Genomic DNA, 10,939 nt, shown 5'->3' with positions numbered 1-10,939 from the left:
AGAACATTTCGTGAAAATCAAGCCGGGGACAGCGGCCGGCCCTCGAAGATCGTCTCCATCGAGAAAACGCCGGTGACGCGTTCCAGATCCATGTCGGCGATCAGCCGCTTGTAAAGCGCGTCATAGCCCGCCATGCCGCCCACCACCGCCTTGGCCATATAGTCCCATTCGCCGCCAATGCGATGGAACTCGGTGATCTGCGGCAGCGATTCGATGCGGGCGCGGAAACGCCGCGCCCAGGCGTCGTCGTGATGGCGGGTGCGGATCATGATGAACACCGTCAGCCCCAGTCCCAGCGCCGCCGCGTCGATGACCGCACGACTGCCTTGCAGCACCCCGGCCTCGGTCAGCCGCTGCAAGCGCCGCCAGCAGGCATTCTGCGACAGGCCCACCCGCTCGGCCAGCTCGCGCTGCGACAGGGCGGCATCGCGCTGCAGCAGCGCCAAAAGACGGTTGTCAATTTCGTCCATTGAAAGATATTTACCGTTCATTTGACAACCTATAACTGGAATATCTGTAGATATTCAGAATGATTTCTCGCTGTCGACGGGTCAAGATGGTCGCATGACCAAGAGGAACCCGATGCCGCCTTTCGACAGCTATCTTGCTCGGCTGGGCGACAACCCGCTGCAGAAGATCCATGATGGCGTGATCGGCCGCGACGCGGTGATCGACGGACCCTTCGGGCCGCGGCGGATGATCTATGCCGATTACATCGCCTCGGGGCGGGCGCTGCGGCCCATCGAGGACTGGGTGATGGAAAACGTCCTGCCCTGGTATGCCAACAGCCATACCGAGGCCAGCCATTGCGGCGGCGCCATGACCCGGCTGCGCCGCGCGGCGCGCGAGGCGATCGGGTTCTGCACCCATGCCGGCCCGGACCATGCGGTGATCTTCACCGGCTCGGGCGCCACGCAGGGCATCAACCGGCTGGTGCATCTGCTGGCCGCCGGACCGGGGACCACGGTGCTGATCGGGCCCTACGAGCATCACTCGAACATCCTGCCCTGGCGCGAAAGCGGCGCCGAGGTGGTGACGATCCCCGAGGCCGCGACCGGCGGCCCGGACCTGGCGGCTTTGCGGCAGACGCTGGCGCGCGCAGCCGGGCCGGTGATCGGCAGTTTCTCGGCCGCCTCGAATGTCACCGGCACGCTGACCGACGTGGCCGAGGTCACGCGCATCCTGAAGGCGGCGGGGGCCAGGGCGGTCTGGGACCATGCCGGCGGCGCGCCCTATCTGCCCATCGACATGCGGCTGGGCATGGATGCGGTGGTGCTCTCGCCGCACAAGTTCATCGGCGGGCCGGGCGCCTCGGGCGTGATGATCCTGCGCCGCGACGCGGTGCTGGCCGACCGCCCCACCCTGCCCGGCGGCGGCACGGTGCGTTTCGTCTCGCCCGAAGGCCACGATTACTCCCTGTCGCTGGAGGCGCGCGAGGAAGGCGGCACCCCGAACGTGATCGGCGACATCCGCGCCGCCCTGGTCTTGCTGACCAAGGCCGCCGCAGGAGAGGAACGGATCGCGGCGCGCAATGCCGAATGGCTGGCGCTGGGGATGGCGCGGCTGCGCCACCATCCGCGCATCGAGCTGCTGGGCAAGCTGGACGCGCCGCGCCTGCCCTTTTTCAGCTTCCGCATCCGCGACGGGCGGGGCGGATACATCCATCAGCAACTGGCGACGCGGATGCTGTCCGATCTTTACGGCGTGCAGGCGCGCGGCGGCTGCGCTTGCGCCGGGCCTTACGTCCATCACCTGCTGGGGCTGGGGCCCCAGGATTCGGCCCGGTTGCGCGCCGCGATCCTGGCCGGGGACGAGATCGAGAAGCCCGGCTTCGTGCGGCTGAACCTGTGCTGGGCCGCCCCGCGCGCCGAGGTCGAGGCGATCCTGGACGCCGTCTGCGACCTGGCCGGGCGCGCGCCGGATCACCTGGCGCATTACCGCTGCGACCGCGCCACGGCGATCTTCACCCCGGTGGCGGCGGAATAGCGCGGCAGGCGACGTAGTCGCGCACCAGCGCCACGCGGCGCGGCCGGAAGCTGTCGCCGCCCGGCCGCAGCGCCTGGATGCGCGGAATGTGAAAGGTGCGGAAATCCTGCCGCAGCCGGCAATGCGCCAGCAGCATCATGTGATTGTCGCTGTAGGACATGCCCAGCGGCCAGATCTCGCGCGTGCTGGTCCGGCCCTGCAGGTCCAGATAGTCGATGATCAGGCTGCGCTCCTCCCACAGGGCCTGGCGCAGCAGCGCCATGTCCACATGCAGCGCCGGGCGCGGCGAGGGCTCGCGGAACAGCCGCATGGTGGCGTGCATGGCGTGGCGGCCCTGGCTTTCCGGCAGGGTGGCGATGATGCGGGCCATGGCATCCTCGCCCGCGCGGGCCAGCTCGGGATCGCCCAGCGTGCGCAGGCCCGAGATGGCCAGCAGCAGCGCCTCGATCTCCAGCCGCGAGAAGCTTTGCGGCGGCAGGGCCGGGTCTTCGGTCAGCGTGTAGCCCAGCCCCGCCTCGCCGTCGATCAGCGCGCCGCCGGCGCGCAGCGTGGCGATGTCGCGATAAAGCTGGCGGGGCGAAACCCCGGTCTCCTCGGCCAGCCGCGCGGCGGTCACCGGCGCGGGCAGGCGGCGCATGGCGTCCATCAGGCGCATCAGCCGGTCGGTGCGGGACATGCTGTCACCTTCTGTCAGGGTTCCGGCGCCATCATGCCCCCGCAACCCAAGGAGGCCAAGATGCTGACCCTCTACCACGCTCCGAAAAGCCGCTCCTCCAGCGTGATCGCGCTGCTGAAGGAACTCGACATTCTCGACAGGATCCGCATCCGCGAAGTCACGATCCCCCGGCAGGACGGCAGCGGCGGCGCCGATCCGGCGAACCCGCATCCCGAAGGCAAGGTGCCCTATCTGGTCAATGGCGAGGATTGGGTGCGCGAGCGCGGCGCCATCATGCTTTACCTGACCGACCTGTTTCCCGAGGCCGGTCTGGGCCCGCTGCCCGGCGATCCGAAGCGCGGCCAGTATCTCGGCTGGCTCAGCTGGTATCAGGGCGTGCTGGAGCCGGTCGCGATCCTGAACTTCTTCGGCATCGAGCATCCGGCGCTGAAGGCGACCTTTCGCGACTACGACACCGCCATCCAGAGGCTGGACCAGGTGCTGTCCGGGCAGCCCTGGCTGCTGGGCGACACCTTCTCGGCGGCGGACCTGCTGATCGCCTCGCCCTTCCTGTTCTTCGGCGAGGGAATGCCGCGCCCGCCCGCCGTCGACGACTGGGCGCGGCGGATTCAGTCGCGCCCCTCGATGGCGGCGGCGGGGGATTTCGACGGCTGAGACGTGCCGGCAGGCGGGGTGCCGGGGATCCGCGCCAGCTGCACCATCAGGATGCCAGCGGCGACGATCAGCGCCCCCAGCACGTCCGACAGGCCGAACCGCTCGCCCAGCATGGCGGCAGCGATGGCGACGCCGAAGATCGGCGACAGGAAATGGAAGGTCGCCGCCCGCACCGCGCCGATGCGGTTGACCAGCAGGAACCACAGCCAGGTCGCGCCGATGCCCGGCGCGGCGACGGTGTAAAGAAAGGCCCAGACCAGGCCGAAGCTCCATTCGACCGGACGGCCCCATTCCATCGCCACGGCCGGGACCAGCAGGGCCAGCGCCCCCACCGCCATCTGCAGGCCGACGATCATCATCATGTTGCGGCTGCCGCCCGCCCCCCGTGCCGCCAGCGTGGCGACGGTCAGCGCCACCACCGCCACCAGGCACATGATCAGACCGGGAATATCGAGGCCATGCTGCAACCGCACGCCCATGATCAGGGTGACGCCGAGGATTCCGGCAACCAGCCCGGCCACGGCGACGGGGCGCAACGTCTCGCCATGGATCAGCCAGCCCAGGAAGGCGACCAGCAGCGGCATCATCGAGGCGATGATCGAGGCGGCCGATGCCTCGACATGCTGCATGGCGATCCAGTTGAGCCCCAGGTAAAGCGCGTTCTGGCACAGGCCGAAAACGATGACGGTGCGCCACTCGGCCCGGCTGAGCCGCCAGCTCTGCCCCATCGCCCAGGCCAGCGGGATCGCGACCAGCGCCGAAAGCGCGAAGCGGATGACCAGCGCGGTCAGCGGCGGCGCCGCCAGCACGATGATCCGCGTCGTGGTGAAGGCCGAGGCCCAGACGACCGCGAAGCCGAAGCCCATCAGGATGGCTCTGAAATCCATGGCACGCCTCCCTTGTCACGCCAAGGCCTAGCAGACCCCGCCGCGGGCGCAACCCAAGGCGCGTCTTCGTCGCGCCAAGACCCGTCGCGGCCGCGACGCGCCCCGGCAGATCAGGCTGGGCCCGGCCGGCTTCCTTCACCGTTTTGCAAATACCCGCACGGCAGCGACGGTTGCACGGCCGCATGGGTATTTGCAAAACGGTGAAAAGGCGCGGCGCGGCGGCCGCGAAAACGAAGAAGGGCCGCGCATCGGCTGCGCGGCCCCTCCTGACACGAGCGCCTGGGATCAGGCGTTCACGCTGTCTTTCAGCGCCTTGGCGATGGTGACCTTGACCACCTTGTCGGCGGGCTTCGTCATCATTTCCTGGGTCTGCGGGTTGCGGACCTGACGCTCGGGGCGGGCGCGGCAGGCGACCTTGCCGATGCCCGGCAGGGTGACGGCGCCGCCTTCGGCAACAGTGCGCGACACGACGGCCGAGAGCGCGTCAAGAGCCGCGGCGGCGGTTTTCTTGTCGCTGCCCATTTCATCGGCCAGCGTGGCGACGAGCTGAGTCTTGGTCATCGGTTTCGAAGCGGCCTGGGCCATGTTCTGTCTCCTCGTTGTTTCCCGTTCGGGAAATTTTCGGACGCCACCTTGGCGGCACGAAAGCCGCTACACAAGCTTTTTGCGCGCAGTTCAAGCATTTTCCTTTGTTTTCGCGGATCGGACGCAGCGAAAACGGCCCGGACCCGCCTTGTCAGAGGAAAGCGGTCTCATTGAAGGACCTCAACTTCCGCGAGTGGATGCGTTCCAGCGGAGTCGCGCGCAATTTTTCCATCGCCCGGATGCCGATCAGCAGGTGGTTCGCGACCTGGGTGCGATAGAAATCCGTCGCCATGCCGGGCAGTTTCAGCTCGCCATGCAGCGGCTTGTCCGAAACGCAGAGCAGCGTGCCATAGGGCACCCGGAAGCGGAAGCCGTTCGCGGCGATGGTGGCGCTTTCCATGTCCAGCGCGATGGCGCGCGACTGCGACAGGCGCTGCACCGGACCGGACTGGTCGCGCAGTTCCCAGTTGCGGTTGTCGATGGTGGCGACGGTGCCGGTGCGCATGATCCGCTTCAGCTCATAGCCGTCCAGCCGCGTGACCTCGGCCACCGCCTCCTGCAGGGCGACCTGCACCTCGGCCAGGGCCGGGATCGGCACCCAGACCGGCAGGTCGTCATCAAGCACATGATCTTCGCGCAGATAGGCATGGGCGAGGACGAAATCGCCCAGCGACTGCGAGTTGCGCAGCCCCGCGCAATGGCCGACCATCAGCCAGGCATGCGGCCGCAGGACCGCGATATGGTCGGTCGCGGTCTTGGCGTTGGACGGCCCGACGCCGATATTGACCAGGGTGATGCCGTCGCCGTCCGGGCGCTTCAGGTGATAGGCCGGCATCTGCGGCATCTTGGCGCCGGTGGCGATGATGTCCTCGGCGCGTTCCAGCACCTGGTTCCCGGGCGCGACGAATTCGGTATAGCCCGAATGGGGATCGGCCAGCGCTCGACGGGCGAAAAGCTCGAACTCGTCCACATAGAACTGGTAATTGGTGAACATCACGAAATTCTGGAAATGCTCGGGCAAGGTCGCGGTGTAATGCGACAGCCGCGCCAGCGAGTAATCCACCCGCTGCGCCGTGAACGGCGCCAGGGGCTGGCTGCCGTCCGGGTTCGGCCCCGCGGTGCCGTTCACGATGTCGTCGTTCATCGTGTTCAGGTCCGGCACGTCGAAGACGTCGCGCAGCGAATAGCTCAGCACGCCTTCCTGCGGCACGTTCAGGTCGCTTTGCGTGGCCACGGCGAAATGCACCGGCATCGGCGTATCGCTGTCCGAGATCGAGACCGCGACGCCGTGGTTCTTCATCAGCAGCCCGATCTGCTCGGTCAGGTAGCCGCAGAAAAGGTCCGGCCGGGTGATCGAGGTGGAATAGGTTCCGGGCAGCGCCACATGGCCGAAGGACAGGCGCGAATCCGTCTTGGAATGGACCGGCACGGTCAGCCGCAACTCGGGGTAGAACGCGCGATACCGCGCCTGCGGCCGGTTGCCCTCCAGCGTGGCGAGGAAACGGTCCAGCAGGAAATGCGAGGCGCGCTGGTGAAGTTCGATCAGCCGCGCCACGGCGGCGGCCGGATCGTCGAAATGGACCTGCTCGGCGGGCTCGGGCGTCTCGATGGGAAGTCTCCGGCTGTCGGTCAACATGCGCATTCTCCAGTTTCGCCGGAGAGTGCCAGCGCCGCCGCGGGCTGGCAAGCCGGCAGCGGAGGCCCTATCTGACTGGGACAAAGGAGTGATCCGCATGGAATTTTCCATTCTCGACCTGGCGGTGGTGGCCGAAGGCTCGGACGCGCGGCAGGCCATCGCCAATTCCGTCGCGCTGGCGCAGGCCGCCGAGGGCTGGGGTTACAGCCGCTTCTGGCTGGCCGAGCATCACAACATGCCCGGCATCGCCAGCGCCGCCACCGCGGTGCTGATCGGCCATGTCGCCGACCATACGCATACCATCCGCGTCGGCGCCGGCGGCGTCATGCTGCCGAACCACGCGCCGCTGGCCATCGCCGAGCAGTTCGGCACCCTGGCGACCATCCATGGCGACCGCATCGACCTGGGGCTCGGCCGCGCGCCGGGCGGCGACGGCGCGGTCATGCACGCGCTGCGCCGCTCGATGCAGCGCAACGAGGATTTTCCCAATGATGTGGTCGAGCTGCTGCGCTATCTGGGCCCGCCGCGCCCCGGCGCCCCGGTCGCGGCCCATCCCGGCGAAGGCACGAACCTGCCGGTCTGGATCCTCGGCTCGTCGCTTTACGGGGCGAGCCTCGCCGCCGTGCTGGGCCTGCCCTATGCCTTCGCCAGCCATTTCGCGCCCGGCGATCTCGACCAGGCGGTGCAGCTTTACCGCGACCGTTTCGAGCCGACCGAATTCGGCCAGAAGCCGCGCTTCATGCTGGCGGTGAACGTCATCGCCGCCGAAAACGACGCCGAGGCGCAGCGGCTGCGCACCAGCCAGATGATTTCCTTTGCGCGGCTGCGCACCGGCATGCCCGGCCTGTTGCCGCCGCCGGTCGACGACATCCAGAACGCGGTGCCGGCGCATGTCCTGCCCATGGTCGAGCAGGCGCTGTCGGTCAGCGCCGTGGGCGCACCGGCCACCGTGGCGGCGCGGCTCGAGGAGCTGATCGCCCGCTACCGCCCCGACGAGCTGATCCTGGTCGGCAATGTTTACGACCAGGCGGCGCGGCATCGCAGCTTCGCCATCGCCGCCGAAATCCTGCGGGGACGGGCATGAGGATGCTGGTCTTCGGGCACGGCTATGCCGCCGGTTTCCTGACGCCGCTGCTGCTGGCCCGGGGCTGGCAGGTCGCCGGCACCACCCGCGCCGATGCCGCCCGCGTCGCCGAGGCCGGCGCCGAGCCGCTGATCTGGCCGGGCGACGATGCAGCGCTCCGACAGGCCATCGCCGGGGCCGATGCGATCCTGGTTTCGGTGGCGCCGGAGCGGGGCGCGGACCCGGTGCTGGCGGGGTTCGGCGCCGAGATCGCCGCCGCGCGGCCGCGCTGGCTGGGCTATCTGTCCACCACCGGGGTCTATGGCGACCACGGCGGCGGCTGGGTCGACGAGGACACGCCCCTGACCCCCTCGACCCGCCGCGGGCATGAGCGGGTCGCGGCCGAGCAGGGCTGGCAGCAATTGGCGGCGGCGCATGGCCTGCCGCTGCACATCTTCCGTCTGGCCGGGATCTACGGGCCCGGGCGCGGCCCCTTTGCCAAGGTCCGGGCGGGCACGGCGCGGCGCATCGTCAAGCCGGGTCAGGTGTTTTCGCGCATCCATGCCGAGGATATCGCGCGGGTGCTGCTGGCCTCGATCCGCGCGCCGCGGCCGGGGGCGGTCTACAATGTCTGCGACGACGATCCGGCCCCGCCCGAGGCGGTGATCGGCCATGCCGCGGAACTGCTGGGCTTGCCCCCGCCCCCGGCCGAGGACTATGCCAGTGCCGAGATGACGCCGATGGCGCGCAGCTTCTATGCCGAGAACAAGCGCGTCTCGAACGCCCGCATCAAGCGCGAGCTGGGCGTGACGCTGCGCTATCCCGATTACCGCGCCGGCCTTGCGGCGCTGGCGCGGGCCGAGGGCATCACGGTTTAGGGCGCGATCGAGCAGCAGCCGGTCAGCATGCGCGACGGCTGCTCCTGCCCGTCCAGGATCACCGTCACCCCCAGCGCGAAGGCGCGGTCCGACATGCCGTCCGAGCATTGTTCGGGCTGGATCACGGCGGTCAGGCGGCCCTTGTCGTCGCCGGCGATGATGCCGCGCATCGGCTCGCCCTCGATGCCGCGATCCATGACCTTGCGCAGCGACAGCGGACGCTCGGGCTGGTCGGGCTCGCTGAACACCAACCCCTTCTCGACGGTCTTGAAGGACCAGAAGGGTTCGGTGCCGCTGCAGCTCAGCGTCAGCGGCAGCTCGGCCGGTTTCCAGGCCGAGGATTGCGGCTTGAGGAAGCGCAGCGCCACCCAGCCCGAGCCCTCGCCGACATTGACCCGCCCCCATTTGCCCGAAGCGTCGCGACCCAGAAGCTCGACCCCCTTGGCGGTCGAGGCCAGCTTGCCGATGACCTTGGCCTTGCCGTCCGGCGCCTCGCGCACGTTCAAGGTGTCCCAGGTCTCGACCACGGTGACGTCGAACAGGTTCGGCAGATAGTCGCCGGCCATCGCCGTGACCGGAAAAGCCAGCACCAGGCCGGCCATGAGGATACGCAGCATTGTCACCTCTCAGGCGCGTTTGGCCAGCGCCACGCCAAGGACGTCCAGCACCTTGGCCTCGATGTCCGGGGCGGACATGCGGGCGTCGCGATACATGGCCTCGGGGCTGGCATGATCAATGAATGTATCGGGCAGGACCATCTGGCGGAAGCGCAGACCGTCGTCGAAAACCCCTTCATCGGCAAGAAGTTGCGCGACAAGCGACCCGAAGCCGCCGACCGCGCCCTCCTCGATGGTGATCAGCGCCTCATGCGTGCGGGCCAGGCGCAGAATCAGCTCGCGGTCCAGGGGCTTGGCAAAGCGGGCATCGACCACGGTGGGGGTGATGCCCCGCGCCAGCAGCGCCTCGCGCGCGCGCATGACCTCGCCCAGGCGGGTGCCCAGCGACATGATGGCGACGCGCTTGCCCTCGGCGATCACGCGGGCCTTGCCGATCTGCAGCGGCTGGCCGCGCTCGGGCATCTCGACGCCCATGCCCTCGCCGCGCGGATAGCGGAAGGCGATGGGGCCCTCGTCATAGGCGGCGGCGGTGGCGACCATATGCGCCAGTTCGGCCTCGTCGGCGGCGGCCATGACCACGAAGCCGGGCAGGTTGGCCAGAAAGGCCACGTCATAGGCCCCGGCATGGGTTGCGCCATCGGCGCCGACCAGCCCGGCGCGGTCGATGGCGAAGCGGACCGGCAGTCGCTGGATCGCCACGTCATGCACGACCTGGTCATAGCCGCGCTGCAGGAAGGTCGAGTAAAGCGCGCAGAACGGCTTCAGCCCCCCCGCCGCCAGCCCGGCCGAGAAGGTCACCGCATGTTGTTCCGCGATGCCCACGTCGAAGCAGCGGCGCGGGAAACGCTCGGCGAACAGGTTCAGCCCGGTGCCGTCCGGCATCGCCGCCGTCACCGCCACGATCTTGTCGTCGCGGCTGGCCTGATCGACCAGCGCGCGGGCAAAGACCGAGGTATAGCTGGGCGCGTTCGACTTGGCCTTGGCCTGTGCGCCCGTCGCCACGTCGAATTTCGCCGTGGCATGGCCCTTGTCGGCGGCGCGCTCGGCCGGGCCGTAGCCCTTGCCCTTGCGGGTCACCGCGTGGATCAGCACCGGCCCGTCGGCCCGCGCCTTGACGGTGCGCAGCAGCGGCAGAAGCTGATCGAGGTCATGGCCGTCGACCGGGCCGATATAAGAAAAGCCCAGTTCCTCGAACAGGGTGCCGCCGACGGTCAGGCCCTTGAGCATCTCCTTGGCGCGCCGCGCCCCCTCTTGCAACGAGGGCGGCAGGAACCCCACCGCGCCCTTGGCGACGGCCTTCAGGTCCTGGAACGGCCCCTCGGCGTAAAGCCGGGTCAGGTAGCGCGACAGCGCCCCGGTGGGCGGCGCGATGGACATCTCGTTGTCGTTCAGCACCACGAACAGCCGCTTGCCCAGGTCGCCCGCATTGTTCAGCGCCTCGAAGGCCATGCCGGCGCTCATCGCGCCGTCGCCGATCACCGCGATGGCGTCGCCCGGATCGCCGCCGAGCTCGCGCGCCATGGCGAAACCCAGCGCCGCGCTGATCGAGGTCGAGCTGTGCCCGGCCCCGAACGGATCATAGGGGCTTTCCGAACGCTTGGTGAAACCGGACAGGCCATTCTCCATCCGCAGGGTGCGGATGCGGTCGCGGCGCCCGGTCAGGATCTTGTGCGGATAGCATTGATGGCCGACATCCCAGATGATCTTGTCGCGCGGCGCGTCGAAAACCGCGTGCAGGGCCACGGTCAGCTCGACCACGCCCAGCCCGGCGCCCAGATGGCCGCCGGTGACGGAAACGGCGCTGATCGTCTCGGCCCGCAATTCCTCGGCAAGCTGGCGCAATTCGCGATCCGTCAGATCCTTGAGATCGGACGGCACCCGCACCCGGTCAAGCACGGGGGTCGCGGGGCGGTCGTTCTGGTCTTGGGTCATGGCTTGCCCCTCTCCGGGCGGGCTG

Annotated in this window: 11 protein-coding genes; 4 read left to right on the top strand and 7 right to left on the bottom strand. The window is 68.8% G+C overall.

Translation table 11 applies throughout. The annotated features are described in order from the left end of the window. Positions 1 to 17: 17 nt before the first annotated feature. Complete coding sequence (locus ACFOMP_RS09285; protein WP_379029768.1) at positions 18 to 491, bottom strand: Lrp/AsnC family transcriptional regulator; 474 nt, start codon at positions 489 to 491, stop codon at positions 18 to 20. 73 nt (positions 492 to 564) lie between these two features. Between ACFOMP_RS09285 and ACFOMP_RS09280 the strand changes: the two genes are divergently transcribed. Then, positions 565 to 1,986, top strand: a complete 1,422-nt coding sequence (locus ACFOMP_RS09280; RefSeq protein WP_289894479.1) for an aminotransferase class V-fold PLP-dependent enzyme — start codon at positions 565 to 567, stop codon at positions 1,984 to 1,986. On the opposite strand, the gene ACFOMP_RS09275 is transcribed toward ACFOMP_RS09280, so the two are convergent. Continuing rightward, complete coding sequence (locus ACFOMP_RS09275) at positions 1,964 to 2,662, bottom strand: helix-turn-helix transcriptional regulator (RefSeq protein ID WP_289894480.1); 699 nt, start codon at positions 2,660 to 2,662, stop codon at positions 1,964 to 1,966. The two genes, ACFOMP_RS09280 and ACFOMP_RS09275, sit on opposite strands and share 23 nt — an antisense overlap. Before the next feature lie 60 nt (positions 2,663 to 2,722). On the opposite strand from ACFOMP_RS09275, the gene ACFOMP_RS09270 reads away from it, so the two are divergent. Further along, a complete protein-coding gene (locus tag ACFOMP_RS09270) occupies positions 2,723 to 3,316 on the top strand; it encodes a glutathione S-transferase family protein (RefSeq protein WP_379029764.1) in 594 nt (197 codons plus the stop codon). Here the strand turns inward: ACFOMP_RS09270 and ACFOMP_RS09265 are convergent. The 3 genes from ACFOMP_RS09265 to ACFOMP_RS09255 all read right to left on the bottom strand — a co-directional run bounded on the left by ACFOMP_RS09265 (position 3,271) and on the right by ACFOMP_RS09255 (position 6,424). Continuing rightward, positions 3,271 to 4,203 carry a DMT family transporter gene (locus ACFOMP_RS09265; RefSeq protein ID WP_289894482.1) on the bottom strand — a complete coding sequence of 311 codons (933 nt, stop codon included), beginning with the start codon at positions 4,201 to 4,203 and terminating at the stop codon, positions 3,271 to 3,273. The genes ACFOMP_RS09270 and ACFOMP_RS09265 overlap by 46 nt on opposite strands. A 285-nt stretch (positions 4,204 to 4,488) precedes the next feature. Then, complete coding sequence (locus ACFOMP_RS09260) at positions 4,489 to 4,788, bottom strand: HU family DNA-binding protein (protein WP_019352361.1); 300 nt, start codon at positions 4,786 to 4,788, stop codon at positions 4,489 to 4,491. A 151-nt stretch (positions 4,789 to 4,939) separates the two neighbouring features. Further along, positions 4,940 to 6,424 carry an AMP nucleosidase gene (locus tag ACFOMP_RS09255; RefSeq protein WP_379029760.1) on the bottom strand — a complete coding sequence of 495 codons (1,485 nt, stop codon included), beginning with the start codon at positions 6,422 to 6,424 and terminating at the stop codon, positions 4,940 to 4,942. A gap of 97 nt (positions 6,425 to 6,521) precedes the next feature. Here ACFOMP_RS09255 and ACFOMP_RS09250 point away from each other — a divergent pair, with 97 nt between their 5' ends. Next, positions 6,522 to 7,508: an LLM class flavin-dependent oxidoreductase gene (locus ACFOMP_RS09250; RefSeq protein ID WP_379029757.1), complete on the top strand. Its 987-nt coding sequence runs from the start codon at positions 6,522 to 6,524 to the stop codon at positions 7,506 to 7,508. Next, on the top strand, positions 7,505 to 8,365 hold the full coding sequence (locus ACFOMP_RS09245) for an SDR family oxidoreductase (protein ID WP_379029754.1): 861 nt from the start codon (positions 7,505 to 7,507) through the stop codon (positions 8,363 to 8,365). Before ACFOMP_RS09250 ends, ACFOMP_RS09245 begins: the two co-directional genes overlap by 4 nt. On the opposite strand, the gene ACFOMP_RS09240 is transcribed toward ACFOMP_RS09245, so the two are convergent. Both ACFOMP_RS09240 and dxs read right to left on the bottom strand, forming a co-directional pair. Beyond that, positions 8,362 to 8,982 (bottom strand): COG3650 family protein, encoded by a 621-nt coding sequence (locus tag ACFOMP_RS09240; protein WP_379029751.1) that lies wholly within the window; start codon positions 8,980 to 8,982, stop codon positions 8,362 to 8,364. The genes ACFOMP_RS09245 and ACFOMP_RS09240 overlap by 4 nt on opposite strands. Positions 8,983 to 8,991: 9 nt before the next feature. Then, positions 8,992 to 10,914: a 1-deoxy-D-xylulose-5-phosphate synthase gene (gene dxs / locus ACFOMP_RS09235; RefSeq protein WP_379029748.1), complete on the bottom strand. Its 1,923-nt coding sequence runs from the start codon at positions 10,912 to 10,914 to the stop codon at positions 8,992 to 8,994. Positions 10,915 to 10,939 lie beyond the last annotated feature (25 nt).

It is taken from the genome of Paracoccus simplex, from assembly GCF_042648325.1.
Taxonomy (GTDB): domain Bacteria; phylum Pseudomonadota; class Alphaproteobacteria; order Rhodobacterales; family Rhodobacteraceae; genus Paracoccus; species Paracoccus simplex.
The sequence above is the reverse complement of the archived record's forward strand: the minus strand, read 5'-3'. Positions and strand labels throughout refer to the sequence as shown.

Coding starts and splice junctions, on each gene's coding strand:
- ACFOMP_RS09260 (WP_019352361.1), bottom strand. CDS start 4,788: ATGGCCCAGGCCGCTTCGAAACCGATGACCAAGACTCAGCTCGTCGCC.
- ACFOMP_RS09250 (WP_379029757.1), top strand. CDS start 6,522: ATGGAATTTTCCATTCTCGACCTGGCGGTGGTGGCCGAAGGCTCGGAC.
- dxs (WP_379029748.1), bottom strand. CDS start 10,914: ATGACCCAAGACCAGAACGACCGCCCCGCGACCCCCGTGCTTGACCGG.
- ACFOMP_RS09240 (WP_379029751.1), bottom strand. CDS start 8,982: ATGCTGCGTATCCTCATGGCCGGCCTGGTGCTGGCTTTTCCGGTCACG.
- ACFOMP_RS09270 (WP_379029764.1), top strand. CDS start 2,723: ATGCTGACCCTCTACCACGCTCCGAAAAGCCGCTCCTCCAGCGTGATC.
- ACFOMP_RS09255 (WP_379029760.1), bottom strand. CDS start 6,424: ATGTTGACCGACAGCCGGAGACTTCCCATCGAGACGCCCGAGCCCGCC.
- ACFOMP_RS09280 (WP_289894479.1), top strand. CDS start 565: ATGACCAAGAGGAACCCGATGCCGCCTTTCGACAGCTATCTTGCTCGG.
- ACFOMP_RS09285 (WP_379029768.1), bottom strand. CDS start 491: ATGAACGGTAAATATCTTTCAATGGACGAAATTGACAACCGTCTTTTG.
- ACFOMP_RS09245 (WP_379029754.1), top strand. CDS start 7,505: ATGAGGATGCTGGTCTTCGGGCACGGCTATGCCGCCGGTTTCCTGACG.
- ACFOMP_RS09265 (WP_289894482.1), bottom strand. CDS start 4,203: ATGGATTTCAGAGCCATCCTGATGGGCTTCGGCTTCGCGGTCGTCTGG.
- ACFOMP_RS09275 (WP_289894480.1), bottom strand. CDS start 2,662: ATGTCCCGCACCGACCGGCTGATGCGCCTGATGGACGCCATGCGCCGC.